We start from the raw sequence: 17815 nt of genomic DNA on the forward strand, positions 1-17815 counted from the left end.
CATCGACCACTTGCCATGGAGCCGCCATGAAGCCGCATCTGCTGATTCTCAACCCGCTTAGTGACGCCAGCCTGGCGCGTATCGCCGAGCAGTATCAGGTCACCCACGCCCCGAATGCCGAGGCCCGCGAGGCGGCCATCGTCGAGCACGGCGCGAGCATCGAAGCGGTGCTGACCATCGGCACCATCGGCCTGACCGGCGAGGAAATCGCCCGCCTGCCAAAGCTCGGTTTCGTCGGTACGCTCGGTGTGGGTTACGAGAAGGTCGATATAGAAGCCGCCCGCGCTCGTGGCATCGCCCTGAGCAACGGTGCAGGAAGCAATGCGGTGTGCGTTGCCGACCACGCCATGGCCCTGCTGCTGGCGGCGATCCGCGACGTACGCCGGCTAGACAACGCCTGCCGCGCGGGCGTCTGGCGTGATGCCCTGCCGATGACCGACGGCGTCAGCGGCAAACGCCTGGGCATCCTTGGCCTCGGCGCCATCGGCGAACAGCTCGCCCGCCGCGCCGCGGCATTCGATATGCCGGTGGGTTACCACAATCGCTCACCAAAAGCGGACAGCCCGCACCGCTACTTCGCCAGCGTGCGGGAATTGGCCGAGTGGTGCGACTGTCTGGTGGTCGCCATCCCCGGCGGCGCCGCGACTCATCACCTGGTGAATGCCGAAGTGCTGGATGCGCTGGGGTCGCAGGGTTATCTGGTCAACGTGGCGCGCGGCAGCGTGGTGGACACCGCTGCATTGGGCACCGCACTGCGCGAAAAACGCATCCGCGCCGCGGCGCTGGACGTGTACGAAAGCGAGCCGCTGCCGCCCACTGAACTACTCGACCTCGATAACCTGACCATCACCCCGCACGTCGGCGGCAACTCACCCCAGGCGCTGGAGCAGTCGCTGTCGCAGTTTCTCGACAATATTGGTCGGCATTTTCGGGGAGAGGCGTTGCTGACGCCGATTTGAAAGAGTTATGGCGAGAAAAGAGAAGCAAGGCGGACATCGGCCTGCTTCTGTGGGAGCGGGCGGGGACGCCCAGTCCATGCCCGCGAAAAGTCACGGGCATGGCCCGTTCCCACGGGCAATACGCTTCAGATGGCAGGATGGCGCTAGCCCATCCAAACCACCCGTGCCCGATCACGACGCCTTAACCGCCACCACTCACCTGCAACCCAATTCCCAGCGCCTTGGCCAGGGATAGCGGCAACAGCAAGGTATCGAGCAAGGCGCTGGCCGGCAGATCGACGCCGGCGTAGCGCGGCGCCTCGGCACCGAAGCGCTCCACTGGGCAGCAGCCGCCCTGCAGCGCGTACCAGTCCAGCCGAGTGCCGGCGTACACCACGGGTGCGCCGGGCTTGTTGGCATCCAGCGTGCGCGCGGTGGCGCAGCCGCCGAGTTGCAGGCAGGCGAGCAGCAGGAGCCAGCCGGCGTACTTATTCATCGCCACTGTTGAGATGATGCTCGCCCCAGCGCGGCAGCATGTCCTGGGGGATATTCAGGCAGTTGAGGATGCGCGCGACGATGAAGTCGACCAGGTCATCCACAGTTTGCGGCTGGTGATAGAAGCCCGGCGAGGCCGGCAGGATGGTCACGCCCAAGTTGGAGAGTTTGAGCATGTGCTCCAGATGAATGCTCGAATAGGGCGCCTCGCGCGGCACCACAATCAGTTGGCGGCGCTCCTTGAGGGCCACATCGGCGGCGCGCTCGATGAGGTTGTTGCAGGCACCGGTGGCAATGGCCGACAGGGTGCCGGTGCTGCACGGCACCACCACCATGGCCGACGGCGCGCCGGAGCCGGAAGCCACCGGCGCCATCCAGTCCTCTTTGCCGTAGACGCGAATCTGCCCGTCGGTGGCGCCGGTGTATTCGGTCAGAAAGGCCTGCATGGCCTGGGGCTTGGCGGGCAGGTTGACGTCCGTCTCGGTGGCCATCACCAGTTGCGCAGCCTTGGAGATCAGAAAGTGCACTTCCCGATCCTCGCGCACCAGGCAATCGAGCAGGCGCAGGCCGTACTGGGCGCCCGAGGCGCCGGTCATAGCAAGGGTGATACGTTCAGGGCCGCTCATCTATAAGCTCCTTGGGAAGGGATCGGGCTCTGGCTTGCAGCAGGCCGCCAAACAAAGCAAACAGGTTGATGCCCAGGTAGATACTCCCCCCGAGTACGTCTTCACTATGGTCACGCAGGCTGTCGATCAGCAGATAGATGACCCATAAGACCACGCCACCTTGCAGCCACAAGCAAAAGCGCACCAACCGAGGCGTGCCCCAGCGCACCAGCAAGAAACACAATATGGGGGCATAAATGATAAGCAAGGCGGGAATCGCGATCGCCTCCAGGAACATATCCGGTTTCATGATCACAAGGCCGAACGTGCTGAGCACGACAAAACCCGTATAGAGCAGATTGGGCAGCTGATAAAACCAACGCAGACCGCGAGTCCCGGGCATTGCCTCTGCAACAGTCGAACTGCTGGGCGGGCGATAGGGATTGAAGTCGCTCATGTCCACTAGCTCGGCTCAGCCGCCAGCGCCGTGGCCAGCTTGCCGTGCAAGCCGCCAAAACCACCGTTGCTCATGATCACCACCTGGGTGCCGGGGCGTACCCGCGCCTTCACGCCATCGATGATCGCTTCCAGGGAGTCGCACACCTGGGTGGGGTTGGTGGCGCCGGCAACGGTGGCCGCCAGGTCCCAGCCCAGGTTCGGCGGCGCGTACCAGAACACTGCATCGGCCTGCACGGCTGACTCGGCCAGGCCATCACGGTGTGCGCCGAGCTTCATGGAATTGGAGCGCGGCTCGATGATCGCGATGACCTGTTCGTCGCCGACCCGCTTACGCAGGCCGTCGAGGGTGGTGGCGATGGCGGTCGGGTGGTGGGCGAAATCGTCATAGACGGTCACGCCATTCACTTCGGCGACCTTTTCCATGCGCCGCTTGGCGTTGATGAATTTGCCCAGCGCCTCGATGCCCAGCGCCGGCACCACGCCGACATGGCGCGCCGCCGCCAGCACGGCCAGGGCGTTGGCGACGTTGTGCTGGCCGGTCAGTTGCCAGTCCACCACGCCTTCGACCTTGCCGTCGAAGCTCACTTCGAAGCGCGAGCCATCGGCGCTGAGCAGGCGCGCCTGCCATTGCCCGCCTTCACCCGTGGTCTGCACGGGCGTCCAGCAGCCCATCTGGATCACCCGTGCCAGAGCGGTTTCGCTGGCCGGATGGATGACCAGGCCTTCGCTGGGGATGATCCGCACCAGGTGATGGAACTGCCGTTCGATGGCGGCCAGGTCCGGGAAGATATCGGCGTGATCGAATTCCAGGTTGTTGAGGATCGCAGTGCGCGGGCGGTAGTGGACGAACTTGCTGCGCTTATCGAAGAAGGCGCTGTCGTACTCGTCGGCCTCGACCACGAAGAACGGCGTGTCGCCCAGGCGTGCGGAAATCCCGAAGTTCTGCGGTACGCCACCGATCAGGAAGCCTGGCGCCATGCCGGCGTGCTCAAGCACCCAGGCCAGCATGCTCGAACTGCTGGTCTTACCATGGGTGCCGGCCACCGCCATCACCCAGCGGCCCTGCAGCACGTGGTCGGCCAGCCACTGCGGGCCGGACACATAGGGCAGGCCCTTGTTGAGCACGTATTCCACCGCCGGATTGCCACGGCTCATGGCGTTGCCGACCACCACCAGATCGGGCGCCGGCTGCAGGTGCGCCGGATCGTAGCCCTGCATCAGCTCGATACCCTGGGCTTCGAGCTGGGTGCTCATCGGCGGGTAGACGTTGGCATCGGAGCCGGTGACGCGATGGCCAAGCTCCTTGGCCAGCACCGCGAGCGAGCCCATGAAGGTGCCGCAGATGCCGAGAATGTGGATATGCATGAAAACCTCGAGAACAGGCGCGCCTGGAGGCGGCGAGCCGCGTTAAAACATGGCCGCAGATTAGCACAGCGGCGCCTTTCGCCGTGCCTGCCCGGTAGGGCGAAACGAGCGCCGCGGATGGCACACCGCCGCACGGTAAAGGCTCTGCCCCGCTGGCTTTAGGGCGAAAACTGCACTTTAATCGAAACGCCTGCCGTCTCCACCCGACAGCCAAACGAGGCCCTCGCCCATGCGCATCGTGCAAGCCACCCTGGAGCACTTGGATCTACTCACCCCGTTGTTCGTTCGCTACCGCGAGTTCTATGGCGAAAGGCCGTTCCCCGACTCCTCGCGCAAGTTTCTGGAAACCCGCCTCAAGCGCGACGAATCGGTGATCTACCTGGCCCTGGCCGACGACGATGACAAGCTGCTGGGCTTCTGCCAGCTGTACCCGAGCTATTCGTCGCTGTCGCTCAAGCGCGTGTGGATCCTCAACGACATCTTCGTGGCCGAAGATGCGCGCCGCCAACTGGTCGCCGATCGCCTGCTGCAGACCGCCAAGAAGATGGCCAAGCAGACCCAGGCCGTGCGCATGCGCGTGGCCACCAGCCGCGATAACGAGGTGGCGCAGAAGGTCTACGAGTCGATCGGCTTCGTCGAGGACGAGCAGTTCAAGAACTACGTATTGCCCATCAACAGCGAGTAACGTCCGCTGCTTGCGGTCGGCGGGCGGCCTGTTATGGTGACGGCCACTCTCCCACCGAGCCGTTTCCATGTGGTCGTTTAGCGCCTGGCGCCGTCGTCGCCTCCTCTCCCGTCACCCCGTCAGCGCCAGCAGCTGGGCCACGGTGCGCCAGCGCCTGCCGATTCTCGATGGCCTCAGTGCAGAAGAAGAGCAGTTGCTGCGCGAGCGCGCCGTGCTGTTTCTGCACGCCAAGCACCTGACCACCCTGCCCGGCCTCGAACTGGACGCCGAAGACCGCCTGGCCCTGGCGACACTCGCCGAGCTGCCGCTGCTGGGCCTGGCCGACCTGAACTGGTACCAGGGCTTCCACGAGGTGATCCTCTACCCGGATGACTTCGTCAGCCCGCAGCGCCACCGCGACTCCGGCGGCATCGAACACGAATGGGACGGCGAACACAGCGGTGAAGCCTGGCAGCAGGGCCCGGTGATTCTCGCCTGGCCGGGCGTGCAGGCCAGTGGCGGCTGGGAAGGCTACAACCTGGTGATCCACGAGCTGGCCCACAAACTGGACATGCTCGGCGGCGATGCCAACGGCCTGCCGCCGCTGCACAGCAACATGGACGTGAAGCAGTGGGCCAACGCCATGCAAAAGGCCTTCGACAGCCTGAATGCCGAGCTGGATGCCGACGAGCAGGCGCAAACCGCCATCGACCCCTACGCCGCGGAAAACCCGGCGGAGTTCTTCGCGGTCACCAGCGAATACTTCTTCAACGCCCCCGACCTGCTCGACGAGGCCTTCCCGGCCGTCTACGAGCAACTGCGCCTGTTCTATCGGCAAGACCCATTGGCACGTTTGCGCCGCCTGCAGGTCGAACACCCGGACTATCAGCAAGCCACGCCCGCACCCGCCGATACGCCAGATGGCTGTAATGGCAACGACGCGGGAATCCACCTATAATCGCGCCACTTTTTTTGGCGCACATCAGGGAGTCACCCATGAGCTACAGCAAGGTTCCGGCTGGTAAAGACCTGCCGAACGACATCTACGTCGCTATCGAAATCCCGGCCAACCACGCGCCGATCAAATACGAAATCGATCACGACACCGACTGCCTGTTCGTCGACCGTTTCATGGCCACCCCGATGTTCTACCCGGCCAACTACGGTTTCATCCCGCACACCCTGGCCGACGACGGTGACCCCCTCGACGTGCTGGTCGTGACTCCGTACCCGGTCGCCCCAGGCTCGGTGATCCGCGCCCGTCCGGTCGGCATCCTGCACATGACCGACGAAGCCGGTGGCGACGCCAAGCTGATCGCCGTACCGCACGACAAGCTGACCACCATCTACAAAGACGTTCAGGAATACACCGACCTGCCCCCGCTGCTGATCGAGCAGATCAAGCACTTCTTCGAGAACTACAAGGATCTCGAGAAGGGCAAGTGGGTCAAGGTCGAAGGCTGGGGCAACGCTGACGCGGCCCGCGCCGAGATCACCAAGGCGGCTGCTGCTTATCAAAAGTAAGCACAACCTGCCTAAGGAAAGCCGGCCACAAGCCGGCTTTTTTATTGCCTGTAGAAAAGCCTCAGCCCAGTTCTCGGGCTTCGTTGAGCATGATGGCGTCGGAGGCGGTGTAGGCGCCGTCCACCGCGATGCTGGTGCCGGACACGAAACTGGCGCGGTCCGACAACAGGAAGGCGACCACGCCGGCTACTTCCTCAGGCTTGCCATCGCGCCCCAGGGGCGTGACTGCCGCCGAGCCGGACGACGCGCCGGTGGTCATGTCGGTCTGGATCCAGCCCGGCGCCACGGCGTTGGCGCGGATGTTACGCGGGCCGAAGTTGCAGGCCAGGCTCTTGGCCAGGTTGACCATCGCCGCCTTGGAGGCCGCGTAAGCCATGCTCGCGTAGGCGCCGGAGAAGGCGTCGGTCGAGGAGATCAGCACAATGGAGCCGCCAGACTCAATCTGCGATTGCAGGGCCAGGGTCAGGCGCAGGGTCGAGGTGACGTTGACTTCTAGGGTGCGATCCCAGGTGGTCATCTCGTAAGCGGCGAAGTTCTCAAACTCGATCATCCCGGCGTTGTGCACGATGCCGTGCAGACGAACGCCCTGCAGCTCCTCGGCCAGCCGCGTCTGATCGTCACGCGAGCCGGCATCGTAGCGGTGCAGGGTCACGCGGCGGCCGAGCTGTTCGGCAAAACCGAGCAGGCCCTCTGCAGCTTTTGCATCACTGGCGTAGGTGGCGTGCAGATCGTAGCCATCGCGCAGCAGCAGTTCGGCAATGGCCCGGCCAATGCCGCGTGAAGCACCGGTTACCAGCACGACGGGGACAGATTGTGTGGTCATGGTTATTTCCTGGCTCTGTGATTTGGCTGAGATAGCCTTTAAAACTGATCAACCCAGTGAACTTCATGCCATGGCGCTTTGCAAGCGAATAACCAAATCTGTGATTTAAATGTGATTTAAAAAGCTGATCTACTTGTAAACGAGTGATTGCCAGCAAGCGAAATCAGAAAAAATGGACGCGGCGCCGATCGGTGCCGAAGGCAGGCGTTCACCACCGCCGCGAAGGCGATAGTGAACGTGAGTGCAGCAGGTCAGGCGTTCTTGTCGCCCAGGGTACGGCCGAAGAACGCCAGCATCTGCTTCCAGCCGTGCTCGGCGGCTTGTTCGTCGTAAACCGGAAAGTCCGGCTTCATCCAGCCGTGCTTGGCCGGGTAGGTTTCCGAGCTGAAGGGCACGCCGGCATCACCCAGCGCTTTCTCGAAACGTTCGGCCATTTCCGGCGGGTAGCTGCCGTCGTTCTCGGCCGCGGCGATATACACCTCGGCCTGCAATACCGGCGCCGCGCGGTGCGGACTGTCGGCGGCGTCGGTGGCCAGGTTGCCGCCGTGGTAGCTGGCGATGGCCGCGAAACGCTCGGGGCGTGCACCCGCCGCGGCGATGGCCATGCCGCCGCCCATGCAGAAACCCACCGCGCCGATGCGCTTGCCCTGCACATCGCCACGACTATCGAGGTAGCCGATGTAGGCATCGATGTCGGCCGCAGCCTTGGCGTTGCCGGTGGTGGCCATCAGCGGCCCGACGACGGTACGGAAGTCTCCCTTGAACACTTCCTTGGGATCGAACGGCCCGTAGGCGCCATAGCGGTAATACATATCCGGCAGCAGCACCACGTAGCCGGCGTTGGCCAGGCGCTCGGCCATGCCCAGCACACCCGGACGGATGCCGACAGCATCCATGTAGAAGATGACCGCCGGGCCGCCCTGCCCGCTGGCGGGGGTGAACACGTGGGCCGGGCACTGGCCGTCCGGCGTGGTGATGACGATTTGCTCGTGAGCCATATTGATCCTCCGGTTGGATGCTTGCCGCCAATGCCAGGCGATGGCCGGCATGAATGGGCGAGGTTAGGTATTGGTCAACAGGATGGCAACCTAGTGCCCGGCGATTTTCCGACAGCGCGCCTGACAGGCTGATCGCGTAAGTATCGGTGCGCCACCAGCGGTGGCCCGGCGATAAATTCATCAAGCATTCACAGATTTTAAATAAATCCTTAATAATTGATTTAATTGGATTTTTCCAAAAAAACCAAGGAACCAGCCGACGCCGTCGCCCCACCCATGGCGCATTCTTCACCCTGACTTGAAGGTGCTTATGAGTACGCCCGCCTATCGTTCCCTGATCGACAGCTTTTGCAGCCTGACGCGACTGAGCAACCCTCACAGCCTTTACGAACACACCGCCGTAGAGTTCAACGGTATCGATTTCACCCTGTTGCATCAGGACACCCCCAGTGGCGGCCGGATACTGCTGCACGGCGACCTGGGGAACCTGCCTGCCGGGGACCTGGCAACGGCAGCGGCGGCCCAGCGGCTGCTGGAGATGAACTTCCATCTGTTCGACGGCCACGCCGGGCCGGTTTTTACGCTCAACCCGCAAAGCCGGCGCGTCACCCTTGGGGTCAACCTGCCCCTGCCGGGGCTGCATGCGGAACGACTGGTGGAGTTGCTCGCGGAGCTGGCCGACCTGGCCAGGGCATGGCGTCGTGACTGCTTTCTGGAGCGGCCGCCCAGCGAGCGCCCCATGGCGGATTTGACGCGCTCTGCGCTGCGTAGCTCCTGAGGCCACTGTGATGGAAATCATCCGCTCCAGCACCGGCCCGCAAACCACCACAGCGCTCAGCGCCACGACACGGGAGCAGCTCCAGCGCCCCGACGCGCGCCCTGCGCGAGCGAAGCCCTCGAACCAGCCGCCTCTTACCACCCAACAACGGCTGCAAGCTCAACAACCGCCGCCCCGTAGCCAGGCCCAGTTGTTCGAGACCCTGCACCCCGAGTTGCGGTCGCTGCGCGCCGAGTTTGCCCGGTTGGTCCAGGGCCAGCGGCCGCTGAATTTCTCCCGGCCGATCACGCCCCAGGCTCGCGACGCACAGCGGATTGCCCAGGATCCGCTGCAGTTGAACCGCCAGCGCATGATTCTGGAAGGCCGTGTACTGCTGCTCGATCCACAGCTCGATTTCGAACGCATGAGTACGTTGCTGCATGCCGACCAGCCGGGCCAACTCACCACCGGCATTCCCTATGGAGACAGCGTGGAGCACCTGCTCGGCGAAATCGATCGGCACTACAGCCAGCCCATGCCCGCCGGTCAGGCGGTCTGCGGCGAAGGCTTGCAGGCGCTTCTGGACATCGCGCTCCCACGCATCGCCAGGCATCTGGATGGGCAGGCCGCGCTGTACAACGAAGTGCTGGAGCATTGCTCGCTCAACGCCGAGGAGCGCCGTCAGGTGATCGCGGGCCGTGAAGCCTTCCAGGCCTTGGCCCAGCGCTGGTCGGCGGACATCAAGGAACGCATCCTGGCGACCTGCCAGGCATTGGCAGACGCCAGTCTGCAAGCCGCTGAACGAGATCTGCGCCGCGCCCGCAAGATGCCGGACAAGGCCGAGCGTGACACGCAAACCGCGCACGCCAAGGCGCAGGTCGAACAATGGCGGCAGGTGCAGGCGCACTTTCAGGATGCGTTCGCTTCCGTGCACGACAGTGCCCTGCAGGACAGCCTCTACCGCATGGATCTGGAACAGCACCTGCAAACGCTCGACGAGCAGAATCGCGGCCTGTTCACCAGCGCCCAGGTATTCATCGCCGCGGCCATTCCACAAGGTTTGGCCTCGTGCCTGCAATTCGTACTGGCCAGGGCCTATGTCGACCCACGCCTGTCGTTGTTCGACCTGGCCAGGCAGTCCGCCGCGAGCGGCGCCGCCGTAGGCGCGGTGCACGAAACACTGGACAATTTCATCAAGCCGGCAGCCCGGGAAATGCTCGCCAGCGTCGGCGCCCACGAATTGCGCAAGGTCGACCCACGGGAAGTGATTCCCGGCCCACACCGCGCCACGACCGAGGGCGGGCGCTATCGCGAGTTCAACGATGCCGAACTGCAGGCCGCGTCCCAGCCGCTGGAGCAGGCGCGAAAAGGCTTCATCAACGCGCAGCAGGATTATTACAACGGCACGCTCATGGGTGACGGCATCACCTTCGCCACCCAAGGCGGTGCCCAGGTCGTACGCCGGCTGCTGGAGCTGACCACGACCCTGCCCGCTGCCGGTGTGGCGGCGGGCATGGCATCCTCGTTCATGGGCGGCGCGGCGATGTCCGGACTGCAGGCCTTGGGCCAGCAAAACAAGCACTTCGATCACGACGGTCGCAGTCTGCCCACCCATGTGCCCGAACGCCCTCCCGAGGCGAATCTCGACGCACGGTTGGCATCGGTGTGGAGCAAGGGCCTGAGCAGCGCGGATCCCCGTCTGCCCAGCAGCCGCGAAGCCTATACCAGCAAGGTCTATAGCGCATCGGCAGCGATGATGTTCTTCAACGGCATGGGCAAGGCGATCAGCCGGGCCGGCGTCGACACGACGGCAGCCAAGGCCGGCTCGGTACTGATGACAGGTATCCAGGCGGTCGGTTTTCTGGCGCCCTTCTATGCCAACAAGCAGTCACGCGATGAAGCCGGGCTCGATGACAGCTCGCGGCTTGCCAGTGCCGTCGAGAACATTCGCCACCCTGATCGCGAGCACCTGCCCCATGGCACTCGCCCCGCGACCAACGCCCGGACGGTGGAGAATGCCTATCACCGCCTGCGAGGCCTGCAGCAAGCGCTCCCACAGGCCGGGGTAGTGGCGACCGAGGCGCTGGTAAGCAAAACCCTGAGCGGGCTCGCCAGCCTGGGCGAACAGGTGGCACGCCAGGTCAACACACGTCGCGAACGCCCTGCACCAGTGGACATCGAGATGGGCGAGAATGTCGGGGGCCAACGGGAACGGGAGAATTGAGTGCGAGCGAGTGCCTGGGCGTGTTTTCGCGTGCCATCAGGCTCTCAACCACTCGCTCACCGCGCCTTCAGGTTTTCTTCAGCGCCTCATCCTCGAAACGCGCATCCTCAAAACCGGCCTGGGCGCAGAGCTCGCCGGGTGGCACGTAGGTTCCTGACTGGTTGTCGTAGTGGCTCACCCGGCCCGCGATAAATTCGACGCGCCCCGCGTACATGACTGCCTCGGCCCTACCGGCCAATTGGAAGTGCGCATTCTGGCCATTGCCCGCGTTGCCGACGCGCCGGGTACCGTCGAGCAACCTGACGAAGATGAACGAACCGTGCAGCTTGTCCGTGACGTCGCCGTTACGGATCCAACTGCCGTCGGGAGCCTGGTTGGCAACGATGGCATCGTTCTTCGGCGCGCCGTTCTCGCCATGCAACTCGCGCGTTCTTTTCGCCAGCCGAACCTCCATCGGCCCCACTCCACCCGGCAAGCCCAGGGCGTGCTGCTGCGTTTGCACCTTGAGCCGCACGGGGGTGAACCCACGCCGGGCAGGCTCATCGTCCGTGATCGCGGCAGCCTCGGCGGTGCGCTTCATCGCGGTCGACGATTGCGCGGCGCTCTGCTCGACGCGCGCCTGGGCCAGAGAAGTACGCCGCTGCGCCTCGGCTGGCGCCTGCGCGGAGGTCGACGATGTCGCGTGGGCTTGCCCGGCATGCGCCAGGAGATCGGTCAGTTGCACCAGCGGAGCACCCTGCGCGTCGAGCACGGCCAGCTCGCTGCCGCGCCCCGCCGGATCGCGCTGGAACGCGACATGCTGGGCACCATGGAGGATCTGCGCGAATTCGAAACGCCCACCGCGCTCGTTGGCCTCGGCCTTGATCACCGCAACCCCGGAATCGCCGGCCAAGGCGGCACGCGCCCGATCGAGCCACTGACGTTGTAACGGCGTCAGTGAAGCCGAGCGTTGGTCGAGCACTCCACTGGAAAACACGGTGTCGTGCTTCCCAGCGATGTGCGACGCGACCTTCAGTTGATCGGAGACGGCGCCACGCGCCTGCTCCGGCGCGGATGGGGCGACGGCATTGGTTCTGGCGGCTGAACCCAGACTGGAAATCACCGGATGGATACCTCATTCGATTTGGGGCCTTGAGCCCTGGCTGAACCCAATAGGTGGCAAGCCCGCACCGACCGGTTCCCTTGACTGACGCCGCCGGCCACGCTCAGGGGAGACAGGTGACAGGACGATGACACCGGCATGGAACCGGCCCGGGGCAATCACCACTCACCTTGCGGACCTGCCCGGCGCGACGAGCCCCGCCGCGCCACTCCCCTCACGTCGATGGAGAACAATAACCATGGCCGTACCTCATCAGTACCGCCGGTTGCTGGACGAAATCCAGCAGCTGACTCTTGTGCCTGAAGCCCTGCTGTCCCCCGAGCTGACCCACCTGAATGTAAGGGGCGTGGACTTTTCCATGCACCCGGTTGGCAACGAGGACGAAGGCCATGTAGCCCTTCACTGCGATCTCGGAGCCCTGCCTGACAAGCGCCGCGAAGAGGCGCTGCTGCGCCTGCTCGATACCAATTTCCAGTTGGTGAGTACCGCTCAAACGGCTGCCTTCTGCCGAAACGAGCACAGCGGCCGCATGATGCTGAGTCTGGCACAACCGCTGGCGAACCTCTCGGGGCAATCGCTACTCGATCAGATGGGTGCGCTGGCCGACTATGCGACCGCCTGGCGGCAAACTTTCTTCCTCGGCAAGCAGGCACCAACTAGCCCGTCCTCCACTACCGGCCAACTGCCTCGCACCGCCAGCACAGGGAGGGCCTTCTGATGCGTACTTCATCGCAGGACAGCCTCCACCGTACACAAGCTGCTCAACAGGCCCAACAAGCCAGTCGGGAACAGCGCGTTCAGCAAGCCGCCGTACAGAATGTCTCGGGACAACGCCAAGGCGTTGTCGAGCCCAGCCAGCTTCCAAGAACGTCACCACCTGCATCAGGGCAACCAACCGAAACCTTTAGCCCGTCTGCTACGCTAATGCGTAAGGCCAGCGCTTTGCATCAGGAAATGCTTGCGCACAACGCGGATCTCAAAAGGCCAGCGAACCTAGATCAGGCCACTCGACGTATGGTGATCGAGGGCCAGTTCCTGCAAGAACATGCGGAGCACGTTAAGCGCACAAAATCCTCTGAATCGCTACCAACGTTCGAAGAAGTGGGGCGGCAGACCAATCTGCAAAGCGCGCTGTTCGAGCAGGTTCAATCCAGCTTTGACAAGCTTACATCCGCGCTTGAAGAGGTGATGCAGAAAAATGGACAAGACCAGGGGCTTGAGCGTGGCATTCTTGCAGTGGCACCCGAACTCAAAGAATCAATGCAGCTGCAGACCGACCTGTTCGCCAAGCGGGTGGCACATTACGAAGAAGTGTTGAATCAAAGCCCGCCTCTCTCCAAAGAGGATCGCGAAGCCGTTCTGAAGAGTGAGCTGAATTTTTCGTTATATGCCACCCGCCTCGCGTCACACATTCCCAACGCCCTCAATTTCGCCATCACGTCCGCTGAAGCGATCATCGATAAGATGAAGCAGGAACAGCCTGAACCAGCCCAGGCCTCCTCAAGCCGTGACGCAAAGCCAAGCGAACTTGCGCAATGGGAGAAGACCCTGGAAGGGCTGGAAAAATTGCAGGCCGAGTTGCTCCCCGAATTCGAGAACTCAGTTGCCCAGGCCAAACTCGGCAAAGTCATTGATGAGCTGAATGAGAGCAGTGGTAGCGTTACCAATCAGGTCCACGCGTTTACTGTGCAAGCGTTTCGCCAAATGGCGCTCTCAGGTCTTGCACTGGGAGCCGTGAACTCCTTTACCGACTATGCATTATCGAAGTGGCCTGCTGCTCAATTAGTCGTGACGCCGGCTGCCACTGCGCTCGCACATGACATCGGAACCCATACCCTTGCTGCCGCAATCCTTGAGGTATTTGGAGGCGCCACTAAACCGGTCAAAGGATCGGAGGTTTTTCCCGCACCGAACAAATACGTCAGTGAGAACGGCACGGTGCGCCCGCGAAACGAGCAAGAGATGGAGCTCGAACGTGAGAACAACAAGAAAATGCTCACTCAGTTGAAAGAAATCCAAAACGGCCATGCACTTGGCAGTGCAAAGGGAGACTTCAAGTCTTATCTGATGTTCTTTATCGCCCAAGGCACTCGCGCGCTCACATTTTCCAGCATAAATGCTGATCATCCGGGCGGGGCGACAGTCAGTTCGATGGCTGGGGGGGCAGCAATGGGTGGATGGCAAGGTGCGGGAGGATTGCGAGACGGCATGCTCGATCAAGAAGGACGCCGCATCCCGGCCTTTACCATGAGTAACAACCTCTATGACCTGACGCAGGAGCAAAGGGACAAGAAAGCCACTGAAGATATGTCGCTCTCCACACGGTTGAAAGGGGTGGGTAGCAAAGCGATGGAAAACCTCAACTATCTGGATGATGCAAAACGCAAAGCTGTCGACTCCAAGCGAGCAGGCCTCACAACAGGATGGGCCCTGAAACAGGTAATGGAGCCAGCCATCAAGGCCTTGGAGGATAGCTCCCCCGCAGGCAAGCTGGTGGGTCAAGCGGCGGCTATTGCCACGCAATCCCCACTCAATCTGGCCATGTTCTGGATCTCGACCCGTATGAGTGCCTACGCCAAAGCGGCCGAAAGCGCACCACCTGCAGATGGAGCGCAAGAACGAGGCGCGTCAAAAATGTACGAGAGGACCAGAGGCCTGGCGCATGCAGCGGCCAACCCCAACCAACCGGCTAACAAGCAGACGGCTGCCCAAGGAAGCGCCGCCCGCCTTGTGACGAATGCCCTCGACAGTGCGCAGGCGGCACTCAATATTCCGGCCATGGTAGTGAGTGAAACCCTCGTCGAGCCGGTCAACCAATACATCGCGGGCAAAGTGCGTGCTGGCATTGAGCATCTGAAGGCGAAGCCGGAAGCCGAAACTACTCAACCTCGTGCGAGCGAGCAACAGCCGGCCGAGGAAATCGAAATGCAGACGTCTCCAAAAAGAACCAATCCGTCCCACGATGCATCGGACAGGGTCTGATCGGCTGGCCTGAAGGCTACCTCAGGCTGCACGCCTCGGGCCGGTAAAAGGGTCCGAGGTTGTTCCGTTAACCCCGTCATGCCCCTCCTCGTCTCACAGCGCCCCCTGACTTCAGCCGCTTAAACAAGCCTGCTCTTGTGGCCGCGTGCCTTGCAAATTAGACAGCCCATGCTCCATCGAAAGCTGGGTCTCAACACAGGCACTACTGCGCCAGTTCAGCAGCAGAACCAGAAGCACTTCGCCCCCCATAAAAGCATCGCAGCAGAATTTCACGCAGGCAGAGCGCCCAGTGCCGTTGCGCCGTCTAAACGGCGACCGTGTGCTCCCTGCAGCGCCTGGTGCCTGCTGAACCGGCCCGCATGATCGAGAACCGAATGCAGCCAACTGCCCAACCGTCTTGAGACACGACGTGCAGAAAATCGCCTCGGCTGACAACGCAGGCGGTTTGTTGCAAGAGCATGTGGAACGCCAAAACCGCTGGGAGGTGTTTTGACGGTGGTGTGCCAACGGGCCACAGAAAACAAGATCCCGCCTTGGGCCTTCAGGCCAAGCGTCCCACGTTAGCCGGTCATTTCGCGTACCGCCCCCTTTTTTCGCGAGCCCGGATTCGGACTTCTCGTTTCTGCCCCAGCCGTCTATCCATGTCGTCCGGCAACTGGATCTTGAGGCCAACTCCAATGCTCAGCAGCAAACCACCCCGGAGCCCAGAACTTCGCTGGGCGGCTGGAGCAGCGGCCTGATCAACCGGGGGCATACTGCCGAGCCAAGCTCGGCCGCCGCCATGCCGGACGCCCTTCAGCAAGTCACCGGCAGTACCGGCAACGCTTCAAGCAGAGACAGCGGCGTCAACGCACATAGCCGCGCCGCCAGCGACGAAGCGGACTCGGACACCGACAGCTTCCACACCGCCGAGCCAGACAGCCAGGCTCACAGCACCAACCGATAACGACGCCAGTGGCCCGGGCAAGCGATCAGGCTTACCCGGGCCCGTGTGCACCATCGGCTCCGATATGGAACCGCCTGCGACCGGCCACCACTCATCCCTCTAAACCACACCACCAGCAAGGGGACCGACCATGCGGCTATCGAATTCTCCATCACCGAACCCACCAGCCAACCATGGCATGCCTCCCCCGCTACCCCCACAACAGCAGCCGGCGGCTGCAAGACCCAATAGCCAAGGCAGCATCACGTGGTCAGGCTCGCCCGCGACGCATCAGCAACGACCGTCGGACTTACCCTCCGCGGGTGCACAGCGGCGGGACAATACACAGGGGGGAGCAGGCTCGCTGGCGCAAACCCTGATCGGCTGGCTGATGCCCAAGCAGGGCAACGCCGTGAACGAGAAATGTGGTCACCCGCCGGCCGCCAATTGCCAAACGACCGCACCGAGCGGAGAAGGCGAGCAACAGATGCCCTTCGAGGAGGTGATATCGATTCTCGGCCGTCACGAGGGTCTGCTTAAAGACCCCCAGGATCGTGAGGGCCTGGAAAAACTTCGCGATGACGACAAGACGCCGAGCGACGCTAAACAGGCCCTCAGCGCTTTGCTGGATAACAAAGCTTACTTCGCCGCATTCGATGGCGCCAAAGAAGGAAAAACGGACGGCAAGATCAGCGCCAAGGACGTGCAAAAGCTGCAGGAGCGTCCGGAGATGCGTGTCTATGCCGACTTCAAGGCGGCTCAGTTCACCGACAACTACGTACCGTCCGATGCGCCGCCTAACTCGCCGGCACGGGCCATGACGGCCAACGACGCCATGCGCGAGCTGTTCCGCTACTCGGAGAGCCTGCCCAAGAACATCAGCCTGGAAACCCTGCAGAACATCGCCGACGGCTCTGAGAAAATGGACAAGTGCCCGCCACAGCTGGCGGCCGCGGCCAAGTTCTTTGTGCAGAACCCGGACCAGTGGCAGGCGTTCTCCGGCAAGGACAACCCTACCCACAGCGTCTCCCGTGATCGGCTATGCGACCTGGCGTCCTTCAACGTCAAGCTGTCCCCTCAGGAGCGCAAGGCGCTAGACACGCTGGACGCCAACCGTGACATCTTCTTCAAGGGCGGTGGCATCAAGACCGACAAGCTGGAGTCGATCGCCAACAACAAGGAGAACAGCAAGGAGGTACGCGACGCCGCTAACCTGCTGGCTCAACCCAATTCGATGCTGTTCTCCATGCTCGATAACGCCAAGCATGGCGCGGGTGGAAACTTCTTCAACAAGGCCAATGACCGCAACATCAGCACGGGCGATCTCGATGCCTTTCTCAAGAAGGGTAGCAACCAGGTGGCCGAACCGCCTCGGGCCTCGATGCGACCAGTGGAATCGGCCCAGCGAGCCATGGTCCAGGGGCAGGAAAGTCAGCCCGACCCGAAAAAGGAAAAGGGCGGCGGCTTCACCAAACTGCTCGAGGCGCTAAGCTACCTGACTATGTTCATTCCCGGCATCGGCATGGCGGGGGCAGCGGCCGCCGCGGGTCGCATGATCGGCACCGTGGTGGGACGCTCCGTGGCCACCTCGGCTACACGCGAAGCCGTGACCCAGGCCGGTACGCAGACCACACGCCAGGCGCTCAGCGAGAGCGCACGGCAGGGTGGCAGAGAGGGCCTAAAGGATGGGGTTCGGGATGCCGGGATCGACATGGCCAAGGACCTAGGCAAGGAAGGCTTGAATCGTTACCGAGATCGCAATGAGGAGCCGGCACCGGGCAACCCCAACCTGGAACAACCTCGAGTCTGGGCACAAAGCTGATAGCCTCACCCGCAAGCCAACGGTTTTCTGGCCCTGTATTTCTTCAGTGCCAGACAGCCAGCAGCGCTGGCGGTTCGGCGGGCCCCGACTCAAGGGGTTTGAGCCCGCCACATATCAACGCCTGACAGCTCC

Annotated in this window: 17 protein-coding genes; 10 read left to right on the forward strand and 7 right to left on the reverse strand. The window is 62.8% G+C overall.

The window, feature by feature from the left end; all coding sequences use genetic code 11:
- Positions 1 to 26: 26 nt before the first annotated feature.
- On the forward strand, positions 27 to 959 hold the full coding sequence (locus tag FB481_RS14900; protein ID WP_147176913.1) for a 2-hydroxyacid dehydrogenase: 933 nt from the start codon (positions 27 to 29) through the stop codon (positions 957 to 959).
- Positions 960 to 1140: 181 nt separating this feature from the next.
- On the opposite strand, the gene FB481_RS14905 is transcribed toward FB481_RS14900, so the two are convergent.
- From FB481_RS14905 to mpl, 4 genes are read right to left on the reverse strand one after another with little or no spacing between them, the layout of a single operon-like run.
- Positions 1141 to 1434, reverse strand: coding sequence for a YceK/YidQ family lipoprotein (locus tag FB481_RS14905; RefSeq protein WP_093505375.1), 294 nt, complete (start codon positions 1432 to 1434; stop codon positions 1141 to 1143).
- Entirely contained in the window at positions 1427 to 2059 is a 633-nt protein-coding gene (ubiX, locus tag FB481_RS14910; protein WP_093505377.1) for a flavin prenyltransferase UbiX, read from the reverse strand. Before ubiX ends, FB481_RS14905 begins: the two co-directional genes overlap by 8 nt.
- Positions 2046 to 2495 carry a hypothetical protein gene (locus tag FB481_RS14915; protein ID WP_147176914.1) on the reverse strand — a complete coding sequence of 150 codons (450 nt, stop codon included), beginning with the start codon at positions 2493 to 2495 and terminating at the stop codon, positions 2046 to 2048. Before FB481_RS14915 ends, ubiX begins: the two co-directional genes overlap by 14 nt.
- Positions 2496 to 2500: 5 nt before the next feature.
- Entirely contained in the window at positions 2501 to 3862 is a 1362-nt protein-coding gene (gene mpl, locus FB481_RS14920; RefSeq protein ID WP_093505381.1) for a UDP-N-acetylmuramate:L-alanyl-gamma-D-glutamyl-meso-diaminopimelate ligase, read from the reverse strand.
- A gap of 229 nt (positions 3863 to 4091) precedes the next feature.
- Between mpl and FB481_RS14925 the strand changes: the two genes are divergently transcribed.
- The 3 genes from FB481_RS14925 (at position 4092) to ppa (ending at position 6050) form a co-directional block, all read left to right on the forward strand.
- Positions 4092 to 4547, forward strand: coding sequence for a GNAT family N-acetyltransferase (locus tag FB481_RS14925; RefSeq protein WP_075931613.1), 456 nt, complete (start codon positions 4092 to 4094; stop codon positions 4545 to 4547).
- A gap of 67 nt (positions 4548 to 4614) precedes the next feature.
- Positions 4615 to 5484 (forward strand): zinc-dependent peptidase, encoded by an 870-nt coding sequence (locus tag FB481_RS14930; RefSeq protein ID WP_147176915.1) that lies wholly within the window; start codon positions 4615 to 4617, stop codon positions 5482 to 5484.
- Positions 5485 to 5522: 38 nt separating this feature from the next.
- Complete coding sequence (gene ppa, locus FB481_RS14935; RefSeq protein WP_013789856.1) at positions 5523 to 6050, forward strand: inorganic diphosphatase; 528 nt, start codon at positions 5523 to 5525, stop codon at positions 6048 to 6050.
- Between the two features lie 61 nt (positions 6051 to 6111).
- On the opposite strand, the gene FB481_RS14940 is transcribed toward ppa, so the two are convergent.
- The gene (locus FB481_RS14940) at positions 6112 to 6873 is read right to left on the reverse strand and encodes an SDR family NAD(P)-dependent oxidoreductase (RefSeq protein WP_093505385.1); all 762 of its coding nucleotides are present in this window, start codon (positions 6871 to 6873) and stop codon (positions 6112 to 6114) included.
- 251 nt (positions 6874 to 7124) lie between these two features.
- Positions 7125 to 7871, reverse strand: coding sequence for a dienelactone hydrolase family protein (locus tag FB481_RS14945; protein ID WP_147176916.1), 747 nt, complete (start codon positions 7869 to 7871; stop codon positions 7125 to 7127).
- A gap of 310 nt (positions 7872 to 8181) precedes the next feature.
- Between FB481_RS14945 and FB481_RS14950 the strand changes: the two genes are divergently transcribed.
- Positions 8182 to 8649, forward strand: coding sequence for a CesT family type III secretion system chaperone (locus FB481_RS14950; RefSeq protein ID WP_147176917.1), 468 nt, complete (start codon positions 8182 to 8184; stop codon positions 8647 to 8649).
- Positions 8650 to 8659: 10 nt separating this feature from the next.
- Positions 8660 to 10852 (forward strand): type III effector HopM1, encoded by a 2193-nt coding sequence (locus tag FB481_RS14955; protein WP_147176918.1) that lies wholly within the window; start codon positions 8660 to 8662, stop codon positions 10850 to 10852.
- 67 nt (positions 10853 to 10919) lie between these two features.
- On the opposite strand, the gene FB481_RS14960 is transcribed toward FB481_RS14955, so the two are convergent.
- Positions 10920 to 11954: a hypothetical protein gene (locus tag FB481_RS14960; protein ID WP_147176919.1), complete on the reverse strand. Its 1035-nt coding sequence runs from the start codon at positions 11952 to 11954 to the stop codon at positions 10920 to 10922.
- A 238-nt stretch (positions 11955 to 12192) separates the two neighbouring features.
- Here FB481_RS14960 and FB481_RS14965 point away from each other — a divergent pair, with 238 nt between their 5' ends.
- The 4 genes from FB481_RS14965 (at position 12193) to FB481_RS14975 (ending at position 17683) form a co-directional block, all read left to right on the forward strand.
- Positions 12193 to 12672, forward strand: a complete 480-nt coding sequence (locus FB481_RS14965) for a CesT family type III secretion system chaperone (RefSeq protein ID WP_178109887.1) — start codon at positions 12193 to 12195, stop codon at positions 12670 to 12672.
- Positions 12672 to 14936 carry a hypothetical protein gene (locus FB481_RS14970; protein WP_147176921.1) on the forward strand — a complete coding sequence of 755 codons (2265 nt, stop codon included), beginning with the start codon at positions 12672 to 12674 and terminating at the stop codon, positions 14934 to 14936. The genes FB481_RS14965 and FB481_RS14970 overlap by 1 nt, the downstream gene beginning before the upstream one ends.
- A 781-nt stretch (positions 14937 to 15717) precedes the next feature.
- Positions 15718 to 15882, forward strand: a complete 165-nt coding sequence (locus tag FB481_RS23210; protein WP_178109888.1) for a hypothetical protein — start codon at positions 15718 to 15720, stop codon at positions 15880 to 15882.
- A gap of 466 nt (positions 15883 to 16348) precedes the next feature.
- The gene (locus FB481_RS14975) at positions 16349 to 17683 is read left to right on the forward strand and encodes an HrpF/NolX family T3SS translocon protein (RefSeq protein ID WP_256662753.1); all 1335 of its coding nucleotides are present in this window, start codon (positions 16349 to 16351) and stop codon (positions 17681 to 17683) included.
- Positions 17684 to 17815: the final 132 nt, after the last annotated feature.

It is taken from the genome of Pseudomonas sp. AG1028 (assembly GCF_007993955.1).
GTDB lineage: Bacteria > Pseudomonadota > Gammaproteobacteria > Pseudomonadales > Pseudomonadaceae > Aquipseudomonas > Aquipseudomonas straminea.